The following is a 19352-nucleotide window of genomic DNA, read 5'->3' as shown; positions in this document are numbered from 1 at the left end:
CGCTAATTCATAAGCACCTTGCGCAATTCCTAATGCTTGAGAAGCAATTCCAATTCTTCCTCCATTTAATGTTGACATTGCGAACGCAAAACCGAATCCGTCTTCACCAATTCTGTTTTCTTTTGGAACTTTTACATCATTAAATAATAAAGTGTGCGTATCAGAACCACGAATTCCCATTTTCTTTTCTTTTGGACCTACTTCAAAACCAGGCATTCCTTTTTCAACAATAAGTACGTTAATTCCTTTATGTCCTTTTGAAGCATCCGTTTGAGCAATTACTAAATATGTAGATGCAGTTCCTCCGTTTGTAATCCAGTTTTTAGTTCCGTTTACTAAATAGTGGTCGCCCATATCAATAGCAGTAGTTCTTTGAGATGTTGCATCTGAACCTGCTTCTGGTTCTGATAAACAAAAAGCTCCGATTACTTCACCTTTTGCTAGCGGTGTTAAATATTTTATTTTTTGCTCTTCTGAACCATATTTTTCTAAACCAGCACAAACTAAAGAGTTGTTTACTGACATAATAACCGCGGCAGAAGCATCTACTTTTGCAATTTCTTCCATTGCTAAAACATACGATAAGCTATCTAATCCAGCTCCGCCATATTTAGGATCCACCATCATCCCCATGAAACCAAGTTCGGCCATCATTTTTACTTGCTCAGTAGGAAATTTTGAATGTTCATCTCTTTCAATAACTCCAGGTAATAATTCTGTTTGAGCAAAATCTCGTGCAGCTTGCTGAATCATTATTTGCTCTTCGGTTAATTTAAAATCCATATTATTTAAATATAATGTTTGATAATTTTTTAATTTGAGACTCCAAATGTAACTATTTATTAGGAAAAATTCAATAACAATTTGTAATTTTAACCCATGTTTAAAGAATACTACAACGTTATAGGAGTTATGTCGGGCACATCGTTAGATGGAGTTGATTTGGCTTACATAAAATTCAATAATTCAGGGCGTTGGTCTTTTACTATTTGTGCATCAGAGACCATTTCATACCCCACTGAATGGCTAACAAAGTTAAAAAATGCCATTCATTTTAACCCCGCTGAATTAGACGAATTGAATGTGTCCTACACTAAATTATTAGCTTCACTAATTTCTGAATTTATTTCTAACCATAATCTTACAGCAATTGATGCGATTTGCAGTCATGGTCATACGATTTTGCACCAACCACAAAACGGATTTACACTTCAGATAGGAAATCTTCCAATTCTTCGAGAATTAGTGCCTCACACCATTGTTTGTGATTTTAGAGTACAAGATGTGCAATTAGGAGGTCAAGGTGCCCCTTTAGTGCCAATTGGAGATGAATTGCTTTTTTCGGAGTATGATTATTGCTTGAATTTAGGTGGATTTTCGAATGTTTCATTTTCTGAAAATGGACATCGAGTTGCCTTTGATATTTCGCCAGTAAACACCGTGTTGAATTTTTATGCAAATGATTTGGGTTTTCCTTACGACGATGGTGGAGGAATAGCAAAATCAGGAACAATCCATCATGAATTATTGCAAAAATTAAATGATTTGGACTTTTATAAAGCACCTTATCCAAAATCATTAGGCATGGAATTCGTTAACGAAGAAATTTTTCCTTTGATGGAATCCTTTGCTATTGAATCTAAAGACAAACTATGCACTTTTGTAGAACATATCGCCATGCAAATTGCTATGATTTGTTCAAAGCCACAATCCAAATTATTTATTACTGGAGGAGGAACTTATAATGCATTTTTGATTGCACGTTTACAACATTATTTACCTACAACAGCACTAATTATTCCAAATGACCAAACGATACAATTTAAAGAAGCATTAATTTTTGGATTTTTAGGTGTCTTGCGATTGCGCAACGAAATTAATATATTGTCCTCAGTAACAGGGGCAACGAAAAATCATTCCTCAGGAGTAATCTTTAAGTAAATGTTATAATAAACTAAAAATTATAGTTTTGGCTTCCGGGCTTAAACAGAATATGTATATTTGTAAAACCAATAAAATTTTAACCCACACAATGAAAGATTTATTACAAAAATTTGAAAACAAAGAACCAGAGATCGTATTTAATTGGAAAGACCCTGAAACAGAAGCAGAAGGATGGACGGTTATCAACTCATTGCGAGGAGGAGCTGCTGGTGGAGGAACGCGTATGCGTAAAGGATTAGATATGAATGAGGTACTTTCGTTAGCAAAAACAATGGAAGTAAAGTTTTCAGTTTCAGGACCCGCTATTGGTGGTGCAAAATCTGGAATTAATTTTGACCCTAATGACCCAAGAAAAAAAGGGGTATTAGAAAGATGGTACAAAGCGGTTTCTCCGTTATTAAAAAATTACTACGGAACAGGTGGTGATTTGAATGTGGATGAAATTCATGAAGTAATTCCAATGACAGAAGATTGTGGTGTTTGGCATCCACAAGAAGGAGTTTTTAATGGTCATTTTAGACCTACAGAAGCTGATAAAATCAATAGAATTGGACAATTGCGTCAAGGCGTAATTAAAGTGATTGAAAATCCTAATTTCTCTCCTGATGTCAATAGAAAATATACTGTTGCCGACATGATTACTGGGTATGGTGTTGCCGAAGCTGCGCGTCATTACTATGATATTTACGGCGGAACTATTGTTGGTAAAAAAGCAATTGTTCAAGGTTTCGGAAATGTAGGTTCTGCAGCTGCTTTTTATTTGGCTCAAATGGGAGCAAAAGTAGTTGGAATTATTGATAGAGATGGCGGTATTATTAACGAAAACGGATATACTTTCGAAGAAATTAAGACTTTATTTTTAAACAAAGACGGCAATAAATTAGTTGCTGACCATATGATTCCTTTTGCCGAAATCAATGAAAAGATTTGGTCAATTGGAGCTCAAGTTTTTGCACCATGTGCCGCTTCAAGATTGGTAACAAAAGACCAAGTTGATAGTATGATAGCTTCTGGATTAGAAGTAATTTCAAGTGGTGCAAATGTACCTTTTGCAGATGCAGCCATTTTCTTTGGTCCTATTATGGAAGAAACGGATAAAAAAGTGAGTTTGATTCCTGATTTCATTGCAAATTGTGGAATGGCAAGAGTTTTTGCTTATTTCATGGAGAAAAAAGTACAAATGACAGATGAAGCTATTTTCTCAGACACTTCAAATAGAATTAAAAATGCTATTCAAAATGCACACACTATCAATTCTGACAAAAAGAATATTAGCGCTACTGCTTTTGAAATTGCTTTAAAACAACTTGTATAATAAATTTTTAAAATGGAAGCATTACTTATTTTACTTTTCGTAATTGGTTATTTATCAATTACATTAGAACATCCTCTTAAATTAGACAAAACAGTTCCAGCACTTTTAATGGCATCATTGATGTGGGCATTATTAGCAATTGGTTTTCATCAAGGTTGGTTTTCTGTTGTTGATGGTCATGGTTCCATTTTTAATATTAATTCTGGAGATATTCATACCCAAGAACATGGTTTTGAAGGGTTATTATTACATCATGTTGGAAAAGTTGCAGAAATTTTGATTTTCTTGATTGGTGCAATGACAATTGTTGAATTAATTGACTTGCACAGGGGTTTTGATGTCTTGAAAGATATGGTAAAAACCAAAAGTAAAATTAGGTTGTTGTGGATAACAGGAATTATTGGATTTATTTTATCGGCGGTTATTGATAACTTAACAGCAACAATTGTATTGATTTCTCTTTTAAGAAAATTAGTTCAAAATCGAGAAGAGCGAATTTGGTATGCCTCCTTAATAGTTATTGCAGCAAACGCAGGTGGGGCATGGTCTCCAATTGGCGATGTTACTACTACAATGCTTTGGATTGCCAAAAAAGTTTCAGCAGGTGGGTTGTCAGAATACATCATTATTCCAGCTATTTTATGCTTCGTAGTGCCTTTTGCTTTAGCATCAAGAATGAAAATATTTAAAGGAGATATTGAAGAAATTGAAACTAAAAATAGCGAAGAAACACATAAATTATTGAGTAGTAAAACCATGCTTTGGTTAGGACTAGGCGCAATTGTTTTTGTACCAATTTTTAAAACAATTACACATTTACCCCCTTATGTTGGAATGATGTTGAGTTTAGGATTTGTATGGTTGGTTTCAGAATATATTCATCCAGAAGATAATTTTGATAAAAGCAGAAAACACTTATATTCAGCTCATAAAGCATTATCACGTATAGAAATTTCAAGTATTTTATTCTTCTTAGGAATTTTAATGTCAGTTGCTGCTCTTGAAAGTTTAGTCTTTGGTGCAATCAATGGGCAAGAAGTAGGAACACTTAGATATGCTGCAGAAAGTATTTCTAATGCTATTCCTAACATGGATATTGTAGTAATATTATTAGGCGTTTTATCTGCAATTATTGATAATGTGCCATTAGTTGCTGCTTCAATGGGAATGTATACCTATGAATTAGATAATCCAATTTGGCATTTTATTGCTTATTCTGCGGGAACAGGTGGAAGTATGTTAATCATCGGTTCGGCTGCAGGAGTAGCTGCAATGGGAATGGAAAAAATCGATTTTATTTGGTATTTAAAAAAAATAACATGGTTAGCTTTTGCAGGTTTTATGGCTGGTGCTCTTGCTTTCCTATTTATTGAACATTATATTCGATAAACAATAATACAATTATATATACGTTTTTAATATAAATTAAATAATAACAATGAATATATTTCTTCAAGTAGATAGTTTAGCAGTAGCAAGTCAAGTAGCAGCAGAAGCTCAACCAACAGAACAAACTTTATCAATGTGGAGTTTGTTAACAAGTGGTGGCGTTGGAGGACAATTAATTATGTTAGTTCTTTTTATTCAATTGTTTTTTGCCTTGTTTTTATATTTTGAACGATTGATGGCAATTAACAAAGCGTCTAAAATAGACTCTAGCTTCATGAATAATATCAAAATGAATATTATGTCGGGTAAAATTGACGCCGCTAAAATGTTATGTGCTCAAACCAATTCACCCGTAGCAAGATTAATTGAAAAAGGAATCTCTCGTATTGGGAAACCATTAGAAGACATCAATACTGCCATTGAAAACGCAGGAAACTTAGAATTGTATAAGTTAGAAAAAAACACCAGTATGTTGGCTACTATTTCAGGTGCCGGACCCATGGTTGGTTTCCTCGGAACAGTTGTTGGTATGATTCTTGCCTTTCATAAAATGGCAAGTGGTGGTGGACAAATCGAAGTTGGCGCATTAGCAGAAGGTATTTATACTGCTATGACCACTACAGTAGTCGGTTTAGTTGTTGGAATTATAGCTTATGTTGGGTACAATCACTTGGTCGTAAAAACCAATAAAGTGGTCAACCAAATGGAAGCTAATGCAGTAGATTTCTTAGATTTATTAAACGAACCAGTATAATGAAGTTAGGCAAAACACGAAATAAAGTATCAACAGAATTCAACATGTCGTCTATGACCGACATCGTGTTTTTGTTGCTTATCTTTTTCATGCTAACTTCTACTATGGTCACCACTAACGCATTAGATTTGGTGTTGCCAAAAGCAAAAGGAAAAACCGATAGTAATAAAAGTACTTCGGTGAGTATTGATAAAGATTTGAATTTTTTCATTGATAAAGATCAAGTAAACGAAGCTGATTTGGAAACTCAATTGTTAGCCTTACTAGGGAATTCTCCTGATAAAGCTATTGTATTGCGTGCCGAAAAATCAGTGCCACATGAAAAAGTGGTTCAGGTGATGGAAATAGCTTACAGAAACCAAATAAAAATGGTAATTGCTGTGAGTCCAAAATAATTAACAGCTATTCCAGCTGTTCGCTATATCTTTTCTTGCTTAAAGAAAGCAAAAAAAGGATGTCGCTTCCATCTGGGCTAGGGCAACCGTTTTTCAGTAGTCAAATTACAGAGATATGAAATTTTTAGAAACACCCGAAGAAAAAAAATCATTTGGCATCACAACTGCCTTTTTTGTGGTGTTGTTCATCTTGTTTGCTTTTTTTGGATTGACCTATTTGGATCCACCACCTGAAAACGGAATTGCAGTAAATTTTGGCACAAGTGATACAGGAAGTGGCGACATTCAGCCTATAGAACCGCCCAAGACTACACAAGAAGAAGCCCAAAGCGAACCAGAAGCCTCAGAAGAGCAAACGCTTACACAAGATGCTGATGCGCCCGTGACACTTCCAAAAACGGAAAAGAAAAAACCAGTTACTAAACCAGCAGAAACCAAACCAACAGAAACACCAAAGAAGAAAGTAAATTCCGCTTTGGATAAAATCAAAAACGCTAAAAAAACAGAAGGCAATGGCGATACAAGTCATGGCGACGATAAAGATGGTGATGGCGACAAAGGAAAAGAAAATGGAAGCTTGTACGCCAATAGTTTTTATGGTGATGGTTCTGGAGACGGAAAAGGAGCCGGTAAAGGTACGGGTTGGGGTTTAGCTGGTAGAAAGTTAGCTGGGAACTCTAAAAAAGTTCAAGATTGTAATGAATCAGGGAAAGTTGTGGTGAAAATTTGGGTAAACAAACAAGGAACTGTAATCCGTGCCGAACGCGCACAAGGAACAACAAATACAAATCCATGTTTGGTTAATCCTGCCATTGCAACCGCAAAAACCTTTAAATGGCAAGCCGATGCCAATGCACCCGATACTCAAATCGGTTTTGTGGTGGTTAATTTTCAAGTTGGAGAGTAAAATATGAAAGCTTTTTATTTACTTTTTTTATTTTCAATAGTGTCTTTTGGGCAACATACAGATAATGATGGCTATGGAAAAGGTGCGCCTGAAAGACCAACCTATGCGAATAGTTTTTATGGAAATGGTACAGCTCCAAAGAACCTTCATTTAAACGGTCGAACTATAGAGAAATCAGATTTTGATATATCGGATATTGATTGTGATGAAGTAGGCAAAGTTGTCGTAAAAGTGGTGGTAAATAAGCAAGGAAGAGTAATAAGTGCAGCTATGTCAAGAGGGACAACAAACAGTTCAGCCTGTTTGGTTAATCCGTGTATTGAAAAAGCTAAATCCTTTACTTGGAAAGCAGATGCAAATGCTCCAGATACTCAAATTGGTTATATTGTTTTTGTTTTTGCCATTATAATGCCTTAATTTTACTTTAACCCCGATAAAGAACTCATTCCGAGTCTTAATTGGATTGTAACGAAAAACGGGAGCTCGATTGCTATCGTGAGGTTAACAAGAAAGACCAAACCTTTCGTTTCCAATAATTTTTAAATGACTTACAAAGAAACCACAGATTGGATGTTTAGTCAGTTGCCCATGTTTCAAACGCAAGGAGCTTCGGCGTATAAAAAAGATTTAACGAATACACATTTGTTAATACATCAGCTCAATCATCCAGAACAAAAATTCAAATCTATACATGTGGCGGGAACTAATGGAAAAGGTTCGACCTCTTCTATGATAGCTTCAATTTTGCAAGAAGCGGGTTATAAAGTTGGGCTATATACTTCACCTCATTTAAAAGATTTTCGCGAACGCATTCGTATTAATGGCGATATGATTTCGGAGGAATTTGTAGTGGAATTTATAGCTCAAAACAAATCTTTTTTTGAAGAAAATCAGTTGAGTTTTTTTGAAATGACAGTTGGCTTGGCTTTTGATTATTTTGCAAAAGAAGCAGTTGATGTAGCTGTTATTGAAGTAGGTATGGGAGGAAGACTGGATTCTACCAACATTATTACGCCTTTGGTTGCTGTAATTACCAATATTGGTTTTGATCATACACAGTTTTTAGGCGATACATTAGCAAAGATAGCTTTTGAGAAAGCCGGAATTATCAAAAAGAATATTCCTGTTGTTATTGGAGAATATACAGCAGAAACAAAAGCTGTTTTTCTTGAAAAAGCGTCAGCAGAAATTGCACCCATTTATTTTGCGCAAGACAATCCACCAGTTACTTATGATTGTGCTTTACTTGGTGATTATCAAGAACACAATAAGAAAACAGTTTTACAGGCGATTGAATTATTGCAATCAGAATTTCATATTGCCATAGAACACATTAAGTTAGGGTTACAACATGTAATTCACAATACAGGATTGTTGGGTAGATGGCAAATCTTGAATGAAAAGCCATTTGTTGTTTGTGATACGGCACACAATAGTCATGGGTTGAAAATTGTATTACATCAAGTGCAAAAATATAATTTTGACAAATTGCATATTGTTTTAGGAGTTGTTAACGATAAAGATTTAGACGCAATTTTACCTTTATTTCCAAAAAAAGCAATATATTATTTTTGCAAACCGGCTATTTCAAGAGGATTAGATGCGACCGATTTACAACAAAAAGCAGCTGTTTTTGAATTAAATGGTAGAGTATATAATTCTGTTTCAGAAGCTTATCAAGCGGCAATGAAATCGGCAATAGCAACTGATTTAATTTACATTGGAGGCAGTACATTTGTGGTTGCAGAAATTGTGTAATTTTTTTTTAAAAACACTTGCAAAAACAAATATTCAGTGTATATTTGCACTCGCAATACGGAAGTAAAGCATCTTATTGGGGCGATTAGCTCAGCTGGTTCAGAGCACCTCGTTTACACCGAGGGGGTCGGGGGTTCGAACCCCTCATCGCCCACCAAATTAAATCCTACAGAAATGTGGGATTTTTTTATACGCCAAAATTAAATTTATATGCCTTATACTGTTTACATCCTCCACAGTCTTGCTAAAGACAAATTTTATATTGGTTACACAGCCAATTTAACAGAACGAATTACTCGTCACAATCAAAAAAAAGCAAAGGTTTTACAGGGTCAACCAACGATTGGACTTTAGTATATTATGAAGAATTTAATTCTCAAAGTGAAGCTATTCAAAGAGAAAAGCAAATAAAAAACTGGAATAGTAAAATCAAAATTCAAGAATTAATTTAGCTGGTTCAGTGCATCCCGATGAAATCGGGAGGGTCGGGGGTTAGAACCCCTTTCCGAAATTCGGAACAAGCAATCGCCTACAAAAAAGCACTTCATTTGAAGTGCTTTTTTTATTTTTTTTATTTTATAAATTCAATTATTTTTTGGGTTACGTTATCATCCCCCAAAATTTTTCGGTGTCCTAAACCTTCGGTAATCATTATTTCTGAATTTTTTAAGTGTTTTTGAATGTGGTACGCTGCTTTTACCGAAACATCATCATCGTCTTTATCATGCACAATTAAAACAGGTATTTCTGTTTTTTCAGCGGCTTTATATGCTGAATAATCATTCATTTTACCCCCAAATTTAGCTTCAAAATGATCTTTTAATTTTACACCATATTCTGGTTTTAATTTTAATTTGCCGATGAAATCATCAATAATATCTTGAATAATATCACCGCTTCCAATAATCACCGCTTTTTTAACTTGTAGATTTTGTTTTATAGCATTTAAAACCGACATACCGCCAAGTGAATGTCCAATTGCAAATTCAAAAGGGCCATATTGCTTGTCAATTTCTAAAATAGAAGCAATAAATTCAGTCATAATTGATGAATTTCCTTTAGATTTTCCATGTGCAGGCGCATCAAAACTAAGGGTCATGTAACCCAATTTGAGCATTTCATCTGCTATTTTAACCAATTGTGTTCCTCTACCTGACCAACCATGTACTAAAAGCACTTTTTTAGTACTGTTTCCATAGTGGTATAGTACAATTTCCTTTTGAATAGAAGGAATAAATACAGTATTTTGGGTACTATTTTGATCCATTAAATACTCTCTTTTAGGAATTTTATGTTTTATGGGTGTAGTAAAAAGTTTGGCTGCAAATAATACGGTAAGTTTTGAAGAAATAGCTTGTAAAATTTTTGCCGTAAGCAGAATTACTTGGGGAATTTCAAGATTTTTTTTGACTTTATTTTTACTTTTTGACATTTTAAAATAATTTTATGCAAATTACAACTATTCCAAATTCAAAAATATTTTTTTACTATAAAAAATAGTTAATTTTAATTTTGATAATTGGTATAAAATTTGATTTATTCTACAACAAAGTTATTGTTAAATAGTGTAAATTTGTAACTATAAAAAAGAGTCCCTATGAATAATAAAATAAAATTTTTAACGCTATCAATCGTTTTGTTGGTAATGTCGTGTGCTAAAAACCCGTTTACAGGAAAAAGCACGTTGGCTTTGGTGCCAAATAGTGAAATTTTACCTTCTGCTTTTCAACAATATAACCAGTTTTTGTCTGAAAATAAAGTGGTTACAGGAACAACAGATGCCAAACGTGTTGAAAATGTTGGTATGAAAATCAAAACAGCTGCAGAACGTTGGTTGAATGCTAACGGACATTCAAATTATCTTGAAGGATATGCATGGGAATACAAATTAGTAGAAAGCAAAGAAGTTAATGCTTGGTGTATGCCAGGAGGAAAAATTGTTTTTTATACAGGTATTATGCCAATTTGCAAAGATGATGCTGGAATGGCAGCAGTGATGGGACATGAGGTGGCTCATGCATTAGCGAATCACGGGCAACAACGAATGAGTGCAGGCGTTTTACAACAAGCAGGTGCAGTTGGTGTTGGATTAGCTACAGGAAACAAATCAGCCGAGACACAGCAATTAGCAATGACCGCTTATGGCGCTACCACTCAATTTGGTGGAATGTTACCATTCAGTAGAGCGCATGAAAGTGAAGCAGATATGATTGGCTTAACATTAATGGCTATTGCAGGGTATAATCCAGATAATGCAGTAACTTTTTGGGAAAGAATGGCTGCTCAATCCGGCGGACAAGCTCCACCTGAGTTTATGAGTACGCACCCTAGTAATGCTACACGTATTGCTAACATAAAAAGTTTAATTCCTCAAGCAAAAGCAGAAGCTGCTAAATTTGGAGTGACTTTTAAATAACTAAATAAAATACTATATTTGAATCCCGACTTAATTCGTCGGGATTTTTTAATTTATGGCAAATTTAGAAAAAGGAAGTTCAAAGTTACTTAACGCTTGGGCGTTTTACGATTGGGCAAACTCTGTTTATACATTAGTAATTTCATCTACAATTTTCCCCATATTTTATGGTGCATTATTTAGAGCCGAAGGAATAGAAGAAGTTGAATTGTTTGGATTTTTAATTCGAAGTGAGTCTTTAATTAGTTATGTAACAGCTTTGGGTTTTTTGATTATTGCTTTTGTTTCCCCTTTGCTTTCTGGAATTGCAGATTATTTAGGAAATAAGAAGTTTTTCCTAAAATTGTTTTGCTATGTTGGTTCCTTATCGTGTATGAGCTTATACTTTTTTTCGATAGCGAAAGAATCTATTATTTTTAGTTTAATAACCTATTTGTTGGCCTTAATTGGCTTTTGGGGCAGTTTAGTCTTTTACAATTCCTATTTACCTGATATTGCGCACAAAGAACAACAAGATAAAATCAGTGCAAAAGGGTTTAGTTTAGGTTATATTGGAAGTGTTGTCTTATTACTGGTTTGTTTGGCAATGGTCATGTCTGTTGAAGGAGCACAAAAAATGCAAATGATGCGCTATTCGTTTTTATTAGTTGGGATATGGTGGATTGGGTTTAGTCAGTACACCTATTACTATCTTCCGAATCATAAAAACAGTAATAAAATGCACAAAAATGTGTTTTTTAATGGTTTTAGAGAATTGTTAAAAGTTTGGCAACAAATTAAAAGCATACTCCCTTTAAAGCGTTATTTAGCTGCTTTTTTTGTGTACAGCATGGCCGTGCAAACTATTATGATTATTGCTGCCTATTTTGGTGAAAAGGAAATAAATTGGGGTAGTGATAGTAAAAGAACTACGGGTTTAATCATCAGTATTTTAGTGATTCAATTGGTCGCTGTTTTTGGCGCTTGGGCTACATCTAAATTGGTGTCAAAATATGGGAACATTAAAATATTAATAGGCTTAAATTTTTTATGGATACTCATCTGTACGTATGCTTATTTTGTGATTACTCCCAATGATTTTTACATTGCGGCATTTTTTGTGGGCTTGGTAATGGGAGGTATTCAGTCCCTTTCCCGTTCAACGTATTCTAAATTTATTCCAGCGGATACAGTTGACACCACCTCTTTTTTTAGTTTTTATGATGTTGCAGAAAAAGTTGGTATCGTCATAGGTATGCTGACCTATGGTTACATTGCTGATATTACGGGTAAAATTCAAAATGCTATTTTATTTTTGATTTTATTTTTTGCAATAGGATTACTTTTATTACTAAGAGTACCAAAAAATTAAATTTACTTATTATATTTGAAAAATTTTACAAATTAACGTATGAAAACTATAAAATCAATTTTAGCACTTCTTGTTTTAACTCTAGCTTTTACGACAACTTCTTGTGATAATGAGCCTATTGATCCAGCTATTGATATAGCTGCCGGAGGATCATCAACAAGTTCATTTACAGCAAAAATTGATGGAAGTAATTTTGTTGCTGATGAGACATTGGGAGATTATTCAGTAAGCGCAATTGGCAATCAATTAATAATTAGTGGGTTAAGTAGTAGTGGTAAAACTATTTCATTTCAAATTATAAATCCAGCTGTAGGGACTTTTCCTGCAAGTATGGAAAGTACAAGTTTGAATTTATTGCAATATTTTGATGCTTCATTAGGTGGTTTAGGTGGAGCTTTTTCTTCATATAATCCAATGACGGATACTTCAATTGGAACAGTTACTATAACAAATTTTGATACAACTAATGATAAAGTTTCAGGTACTTTTAGTTTTGAAGCGTATAATATTTCTAACTCAACTACAAAGTCTATAACTAATGGAGTTTTTACAAATGTTGAGTTTGATAATCAGGTGGATTAATTTTTTATAACCTTTATATCAAAATCCCGAACGAACACTTCGGGATTTTTTTATGGCATACATCTTGAACTAATAGCTTTGAATTGACTATTTAAAATTATTTTATGATTTGATTATCAATAAAATAAGCTTGTTATTCGTAACTTTGAATAGTTTTCATAAATTAATTTACTGACAAAAAGACCATATTTATACGTATGCCACATCACAAAATATTAGCCCTTGACAATTTGTCACTTCAGGAAATGGATCCAGATTCAGAATTGATTCCATTAATGACGCCCGAAGATGAAGAAGAAATGAACAACGAAGAATTGCCAAAAGACATTGCAATTCTACCTTTACGAAATACCGTTTTATTTCCAGGTGTAGTAATACCTATTACCGCTGGAAGAGATAAATCTATTAAATTAATTAACGATGCCAATGCCAAAGGAAAAATCATTGGTGTTGTGGCTCAAATTGATGAAAACGAAGAAGATCCATCACCAAGTGATGTGCATCATATTGGAACGGTAGCGCGTATTATGCGTGTTTTAAAAATGCCAGATGGCAACACAACCGTTATTCTTCAAGGAAAAAAACGTTTTGAAATTGACACTTTTACGCAAGAAGAACCGTATCTTAAAGCAACCATTAAAGAAGTAGCTGAGGAACGTCCGGATGATAAAAATGTAGAATTTAAAACCATAGTCGATGCGATAAAAGAATTGGCAATTCAAATTATAAAAGAAAGCCCAAACATCCCTACGGAAGCTACTTTTGCTATCAAAAACATCGAAAGTAATCCGTTTTTAATCAATTTTGTTTCTTCGAATATGAATCTTTCTGTCGAAGAAAAGCAGCAATTGTTATCGATTAAAAATTTAAAGGATAGAGCGTTAGAAACCTTGCGTTTTATGAATTTAGAACTTCAAAAATTAGAAGTTCGCAACGATATACAATCAAAAGTTCGTTTTGATTTAGACCAACAACAACGCGAATATTTCTTACAGCAACAAATGAAAACCATTCAAGAAGAATTGGGTGGTGTATCGTATGAAGCTGAAATTGAAGAAATGCGTGCCAAAGGATTAAAGAAAAAATGGGACGAAAAAACAGCAAAACATTTCGAAAAAGAACTGTCTAAATTGCAACGCACCAATCCAAATTCACCCGATTTTGGAATTCAACGCAACTATATTGAGCTGTTTTTAGAATTACCTTGGAACGAGTTTACCAAAGATAATTTTGATTTAAAACGTGCCCAAAGAATTCTAGATAGAGACCATTACGGATTAGAAGAAGTAAAAAACGCATCATCGAACATTTAGCGGTTTTAAAATTGCGTAACGATATGAAATCGCCAATTCTATGTTTGTATGGCCCACCAGGTGTGGGAAAAACGTCCATTGGAAAGTCGGTTGCCGAAGCCTTAGGTCGAGAATACATCAGAATGTCATTAGGTGGTTTGCGTGATGAAGCAGAAATTCGTGGTCATCGAAAAACTTATATTGGTGCGATGCCTGGACGAATTCTTCAAAACATCAAAAAAGCAAAAACATCAAATCCGGTGTTTGTTTTAGATGAGATTGATAAATTATCTTCAAGTCATAATGGTGATCCATCTTCGGCTTTGTTAGAAGTTTTAGATCCAGAACAAAACAAAGAATTCCATGATAATTTCTTGGAATTAGGGTATGATTTATCAAAAGTAATGTTCATTGCAACCTCAAATAGTTTATCTCCAATTCAACCAGCCCTTCGTGACCGTATGGAAATCATCGAAATGACAGGTTACACCATTGAAGAAAAAATAGAAATTGCAAAAACACATTTGCTTCCAAAACAATTAAAAGAGCACGGATTAACGGCTAAAGATTTGCAAATAGGTAAAAAACAATTGGAAAAAATTGTTGTAGGTTATACCCGTGAATCAGGTGTGCGTGGTTTAGAGAAAAAAATTGCACAAGTAGTACGTCATGCTGCAAAATCAATTGCAATGGACGAAACCTACAACGTAAAAGTTTCGGATGCCGATATTTTAGAAGTATTAAAATCGCCTCGAATGGAACGCGATAAATATGAAAATAATGATGTTGCAGGTGTAGTTACTGGTTTAGCTTGGACATCAGTGGGTGGTGATATTTTGTTTATTGAATCGTTGATTTCTAAAGGAAAAGGAACGATGACCATGACAGGAAATTTGGGTACAGTTATGAAAGAATCGGTGACAATTGCTTTGGAGTATATTCGCTCTAATGCTGAATTTTTAGGAATTGATCCCGAAGTTTTAAACAATTACAACATTCATATTCACGTGCCAGAAGGTGCTACTCCAAAAGACGGACCAAGTGCTGGAATTGCGATGTTGACTTCTATGGTTTCTTCCTTCACACAAAAAAGAATCAAGAAAAATATTGCCATGACTGGTGAAATCACGCTTCGTGGAAAAGTATTACCTGTTGGCGGTATCAAAGAAAAAATCTTGGCCGCTAAAAGAGCCAACATCAAAGAAATTATTCTGTGTAAAGAAAACAAGCGCGATATTGAAGAAATCAAGCCTGATTATATTGAGGGCTTAACTTTTCATTATGTTGATAAAATGAGCGAAGTTTTAGCAATTGCTATTACCGATCAAAAGGTTAAAAACGCTAAAGTTTTAGAAGTTAAAAAGTAATTATAAAAAAATATTGTAAGAAGAGATTTTCTAAAAAGTCGTAATTTTGTCATTCTGAATTTATTTACTACGTCAGTTCGCAAGCTCGAGTCAGAATCTAAATTTATTGATATTCAATTATTTAGAGAAGCTGAAACGAGTTCAGCTTGACATTAATAGACTTTTGAGACAGTCTCTTCTTTTTTTGTTTCCTAACTGATATAATTTTATCTTCGCAGTTGCGTTATCATTAAGTTAACACCATAAAATGCTCAAGAAAACGATATTATTTTACATATTACTGCTATCGACTACTGCTTTTAGTCAAATAGGAGGTAAGTATGTATATCAGTTTTTAAACTTAGCACAATCACCAAGACAAGCAGCTTTGGGTGGAAAAACCGTTACTGTGGTTGATTTTGATGTCAACCAAGCATTTTACAATCCTGCTACAATTAACCCTGAAATGCACAAACGTTTGTCTGCAAACTACGGAAGTTATTACGGAGAAGTTTCTTATGGAACTGCCGCTTACGCGTATACGTATGACCGTCATTTGCAAACCTTTCATGCAGGAATTAGTTATATCAATTATGGCACTTTTGAAGGTCGTGATGAATTGGGAAATCTAACCTCTGATTTTACGGGAAGTGAAGCTGCATTATCACTTGGTTATGCCTACAATTTGCCTTGGACTGATATGTATATTGGTGCCAATGCTAAATTGATTTCTTCTACCTTAGAAAGTTATAATTCTTGGGGAGCGGCAGTAGATTTAGGCTTTTTGTATATTGATGAGCCAAATGATATCAACTATGGTTTTACGGTGAGAAATATTGGTTTCCAACTCAAGCCGTATGCTGATACCCGTGAAAAATTACCACTTTCCATAGATGCTGGAATTTCGCAATTAATGGAAAATGTTCCTATTCGTTGGCATTTGACTTTTGAAAATTTACAAGAATGGAATATTGCTTTTTCGAACCCAAATCGTGCAGAAGGCAGTTTGGACGGTGGCTCTAAAGAAGAAAAAGTTTCATTTTTTAATAATGCTTTACGTCACGTAATTGTTGGCGCCGAATTATTTCCAGAAAAAGGATTCAATATTCGATTGGGATATAATTTTAGAAGAAGTGAAGAGTTGCGTATTGTAGAGCAACGCCATTTTTCTGGTATTTCAGCGGGTTTTGGTCTTCGATTTGGTAAAATTAAATTTGATTATTCCTATTCAAGATATACTGTGGCAGCTAATACGAGTTTGTTTGGTTTGATGATTGATTTGGAGTAGTTAGAAGTGAGAAGTGAAAAGTAAAAAGTGATAAGCTTAAATGGACTTTATTTTTCGCAAATAGTTACTTAAAAAACTTACATGACTTATATGTTTAAATAAAAGTCAATAGATTTGAAAATAATAAAACTTAGCGCTTTTGCGTCTTTGTGGCAAAACATATGAAAAAAATTACCATAGCAATAGACGGTTTTTCGTCAACAGGGAAAAGTACATTAGCGAAGCAATTGGCTAAAGAATTGGGTTATGTGTATGTAGACACGGGTGCGATGTATCGTGCGGTGGCTTATTTTGCGATGCAGCATAACTTGGTTTCTGAAACGCATTTAGACAAAGAAGGTTTAATTGCACAATTGCCAACAATCCATTTACGTTTTCAATTCAATGCCACTTTAGGATTTGCCGAAATGTATTTGAATAACGAAAACATTGAAACGCAAATTAGAACGATTGAAGTTTCTCGTATGGTAAGTAAAGTAGCTGAAATTTCAGAAGTTCGTGCTAAATTAGTGGAACAACAACAAGCTATGGGCAAAGACAAAGGTATTGTAATGGACGGAAGAGACATTGGAACCGTTGTTTTTCCGGATGCTGAATTGAAATTATTCATGACGGCAAGTTCTAAAACGAGAGCACAACGCCGTTTTGATGAATTAGTTGAAAAAGGTCAACACGTTACCTTTGAAGACGTACTTCAAAACGTAGAAGAGCGCGATTATATTGACACGCATAGAGACGATTCGCCACTTGTGAAAGCGGATGATGCTATTGAAATTGACAATTCTTCGCTAAGTAAAAAAGAACAATTTGAGATTGTGTTGAATTTAGTGAAAGAGAAATTATAAGCTCAATAATAAACATCTATTTTATTTCAAATATTTGATATGCCAAATATTAAATTTTCTACATTGTCAACTTTTTTGATTTTCTGGGTTTTGTTTAGTTGTAACACCAAAGATTCTATTTCTAATAAAATTGAGAATAATAAAATTTCAGAAAAAGTCACTTCTAAATCAAATAAATACAAAGATTGTAATTGTAAAGATAATCTTCAATTAGCAGATTATATTTCTTGTGATGAAACTCTATTTAGTAATGGTGCTAAAATTTATCGACAATTCAATTGTGATTCATCTTGGTTGGTTTTTCAAAATAAAAACTACAAGAAGATAATTTATAGCTTAGATAAGCAAATGATAGAGTATACCCATAAATTAGGTTATGTTGAATGGAATGAATATGAAAAGTCAATTTTAATAGAAAATAAAGTTGTTTCTGGTTGTTGTCAGCCAAATGAATTTGTTTTAATTGATAAAGAGAATGGCAATTTAATAAAAGAACTCGGAAAAGAGATTTTTTTAGATATTGATAATTTTAATCCAATTTTTGTGTCTTTGGATAATGAAAGTAAAAAGTTGAATTTTTATAATTTGAATAATAGAGAATCAAGATCTATTGATTTTAATTTTGATAAAATTGATATTACAATAAAATCTGGTTTTATGTTTCATCCAGAAGAATTGTTTGAAGATGGTTCAATAAAAAATGATGTTTTTAAAATAAAGTATCGTTACAAATTAGATGTGAATGAAAATTGGAAATATGAAAATGTTTCAATTAATTTAAACAAATTGCACAATTAAAATTAGTTTAAGCACTAATTTTTCTCCTCCTTCGCCTTCTCCTTCGCTTGTTTTCTAAAATAGCCTCTAAACAAGAAATTGTGTTTTAACGCTTCCAAATTTTCGTTAAGTTTGGTGCTGGCATCGTTTAAATTGGTCATGGTAGAATCTATTTTTTTGACTAAATTTTCATCATTCGATAAATAATTCAACGCCCCTTTTCCATCTTTTATATTGACAACGGTAGCATTTAAATTGGTCACTACTTTGTCAATTTCACCGCTCGATTTTTCTAAATTGGTGATGATGTTTTTCATTTTTAGGGCAACGTCATTGTCTTTTAAAAGTCCAATAACATTGTCTTCTTGATTCAAGGAAAGAATCATTTTATTCAAATTAGCTACTGATTCAGCTGTTCCGTGCATCGTTTCTTTTAAATCTTTCGACATTAGACTATCTTTTAATAAAACACCAACTGTTCCTTTTCCTTGATTGATTTCGTTGGTAATTTTCAATAAATCGGCTGTTAAAAGTGCGGCATTTTTATTGGTAACATCTAATGTTTTTAGCATTTCGTCTGTGCTCGCTCTACTGTACGATTGAAGCACATCGCCCGCTACAACCGCTTGGGCATTTCCTTTTCCGGGTATAATATTTACAATCATATTGCCTACCAAACCATCCGAACCAATAGTTGCAATGGCATCTTTTTTAATATGGGTCAGCATTTTATCTTCGATAGACATGGCAACATTTATTGTGGTATCGTTAATCATTTCGATACTTTTAACGGTTCCTATATCTATACCGGCATAGCGTACATTATTTCCTACTTGCAACCCACTAACGTTAACAAAAACGGCTTTTAGGTTGGAAGTATTGCCAAACATATTTTGCTTATTTCCCACAAAATATATTGCCGCTAAAAAAAATAATGAGCCAATAATTACAAATAAACCTAAGCGTATTTTTTGAGCATCTGTTTTTTCCATA

At 33.8% G+C, this 19352-nt stretch carries 17 protein-coding genes, 1 tRNA gene and 2 pseudogenes (1 of these 20 cut by a window edge); 17 read left to right on the top strand and 3 right to left on the bottom strand.

The window, feature by feature from the left end:
* Window positions 1–783: the 5' portion of an acyl-CoA dehydrogenase gene (locus tag OLM52_RS06000; RefSeq protein WP_264550229.1), read on the bottom strand. The gene continues 357 nt to the left of window position 1, outside the view; 783 of the gene's 1140 nt are visible here — the first part of the coding sequence; the start codon lies at window positions 781–783; its stop codon lies off the left edge, out of view.
* Window positions 784–879: 96 nt separating this feature from the next.
* On the opposite strand from OLM52_RS06000, the gene OLM52_RS05995 reads away from it, so the two are divergent.
* The 10 genes and pseudogenes from OLM52_RS05995 (at window position 880) to OLM52_RS05950 (ending at window position 8914) form a co-directional block, all read left to right on the top strand.
* Window positions 880–1941: an anhydro-N-acetylmuramic acid kinase gene (locus OLM52_RS05995; RefSeq protein WP_264550228.1), complete on the top strand. Its 1062-nt coding sequence runs from the start codon at window positions 880–882 to the stop codon at window positions 1939–1941.
* A gap of 91 nt (window positions 1942–2032) precedes the next feature.
* Window positions 2033–3259, top strand: a complete 1227-nt coding sequence (locus tag OLM52_RS05990; protein ID WP_264550227.1) for a Glu/Leu/Phe/Val dehydrogenase dimerization domain-containing protein — start codon at window positions 2033–2035, stop codon at window positions 3257–3259.
* Between the two features lie 12 nt (window positions 3260–3271).
* On the top strand, window positions 3272–4648 hold the full coding sequence (gene nhaD / locus OLM52_RS05985; RefSeq protein ID WP_264550226.1) for a sodium:proton antiporter NhaD: 1377 nt from the start codon (window positions 3272–3274) through the stop codon (window positions 4646–4648).
* A 49-nt stretch (window positions 4649–4697) separates the two neighbouring features.
* Window positions 4698–5402: a MotA/TolQ/ExbB proton channel family protein gene (locus OLM52_RS05980; RefSeq protein WP_264550225.1), complete on the top strand. Its 705-nt coding sequence runs from the start codon at window positions 4698–4700 to the stop codon at window positions 5400–5402.
* Window positions 5402–5797 carry an ExbD/TolR family protein gene (locus OLM52_RS05975; protein WP_264550224.1) on the top strand — a complete coding sequence of 132 codons (396 nt, stop codon included), beginning with the start codon at window positions 5402–5404 and terminating at the stop codon, window positions 5795–5797. Before OLM52_RS05980 ends, OLM52_RS05975 begins: the two co-directional genes overlap by 1 nt.
* A 115-nt stretch (window positions 5798–5912) precedes the next feature.
* On the top strand, window positions 5913–6704 hold the full coding sequence (locus tag OLM52_RS05970; protein WP_264550223.1) for an energy transducer TonB: 792 nt from the start codon (window positions 5913–5915) through the stop codon (window positions 6702–6704).
* Between the two features lie 3 nt (window positions 6705–6707).
* Window positions 6708–7121, top strand: a complete 414-nt coding sequence (locus OLM52_RS05965; protein WP_264550222.1) for a hypothetical protein — start codon at window positions 6708–6710, stop codon at window positions 7119–7121.
* A gap of 126 nt (window positions 7122–7247) precedes the next feature.
* Window positions 7248–8462 (top strand): bifunctional folylpolyglutamate synthase/dihydrofolate synthase, encoded by a 1215-nt coding sequence (locus tag OLM52_RS05960; RefSeq protein ID WP_264550221.1) that lies wholly within the window; start codon window positions 7248–7250, stop codon window positions 8460–8462.
* A gap of 79 nt (window positions 8463–8541) precedes the next feature.
* A tRNA-Val gene (locus OLM52_RS05955) sits at window positions 8542–8619 on the top strand.
* A gap of 53 nt (window positions 8620–8672) precedes the next feature.
* A pseudogene (locus tag OLM52_RS05950) lies at window positions 8673–8914 on the top strand (GIY-YIG nuclease family protein).
* 119 nt (window positions 8915–9033) lie between these two features.
* On the opposite strand, the gene OLM52_RS05945 reads toward OLM52_RS05950, so the two are convergent.
* Complete coding sequence (locus tag OLM52_RS05945; protein WP_264550220.1) at window positions 9034–9894, bottom strand: alpha/beta hydrolase; 861 nt, start codon at window positions 9892–9894, stop codon at window positions 9034–9036.
* 165 nt (window positions 9895–10059) lie between these two features.
* Between OLM52_RS05945 and OLM52_RS05940 the strand changes: the two genes are divergently transcribed.
* The 7 genes and pseudogenes from OLM52_RS05940 to OLM52_RS05910 all read left to right on the top strand — a co-directional run bounded on the left by OLM52_RS05940 (window position 10060) and on the right by OLM52_RS05910 (window position 18380).
* Window positions 10060–10878 carry a M48 family metallopeptidase gene (locus OLM52_RS05940; RefSeq protein ID WP_264550219.1) on the top strand — a complete coding sequence of 273 codons (819 nt, stop codon included), beginning with the start codon at window positions 10060–10062 and terminating at the stop codon, window positions 10876–10878.
* 55 nt (window positions 10879–10933) lie between these two features.
* Window positions 10934–12229 carry an MFS transporter gene (locus tag OLM52_RS05935; protein ID WP_264550218.1) on the top strand — a complete coding sequence of 432 codons (1296 nt, stop codon included), beginning with the start codon at window positions 10934–10936 and terminating at the stop codon, window positions 12227–12229.
* A 39-nt stretch (window positions 12230–12268) separates the two neighbouring features.
* Window positions 12269–12811: a DUF6252 family protein gene (locus OLM52_RS05930; RefSeq protein WP_264550217.1), complete on the top strand. Its 543-nt coding sequence runs from the start codon at window positions 12269–12271 to the stop codon at window positions 12809–12811.
* 197 nt (window positions 12812–13008) lie between these two features.
* A pseudogene (gene lon / locus OLM52_RS05925) lies at window positions 13009–15470 on the top strand (endopeptidase La).
* Window positions 15471–15717: 247 nt separating this feature from the next.
* The gene (porQ, locus tag OLM52_RS05920; protein WP_264550216.1) at window positions 15718–16737 is read left to right on the top strand and encodes a type IX secretion system protein PorQ; all 1020 of its coding nucleotides are present in this window, start codon (window positions 15718–15720) and stop codon (window positions 16735–16737) included.
* A 161-nt stretch (window positions 16738–16898) separates the two neighbouring features.
* The gene (gene cmk, locus OLM52_RS05915; RefSeq protein WP_264550215.1) at window positions 16899–17582 is read left to right on the top strand and encodes a (d)CMP kinase; all 684 of its coding nucleotides are present in this window, start codon (window positions 16899–16901) and stop codon (window positions 17580–17582) included.
* 39 nt (window positions 17583–17621) lie between these two features.
* Window positions 17622–18380, top strand: coding sequence for a hypothetical protein (locus OLM52_RS05910; RefSeq protein ID WP_264550214.1), 759 nt, complete (start codon window positions 17622–17624; stop codon window positions 18378–18380).
* A 14-nt stretch (window positions 18381–18394) separates the two neighbouring features.
* Here OLM52_RS05910 and OLM52_RS05905 read toward each other — a convergent pair whose 3' ends face one another.
* The gene (locus OLM52_RS05905; RefSeq protein ID WP_264550213.1) at window positions 18395–19351 is read right to left on the bottom strand and encodes an MlaD family protein; all 957 of its coding nucleotides are present in this window, start codon (window positions 19349–19351) and stop codon (window positions 18395–18397) included.
* Between the last annotated feature and the right edge of the window lies 1 nt (window position 19352).

It is taken from the genome of Flavobacterium sp. N2820, from assembly GCF_025947285.1.
In the GTDB taxonomy this organism is placed as follows: domain Bacteria; phylum Bacteroidota; class Bacteroidia; order Flavobacteriales; family Flavobacteriaceae; genus Flavobacterium.
The sequence above is the reverse complement of the archived record's forward strand: the minus strand, read 5'-3'. Positions and strand labels throughout refer to the sequence as shown.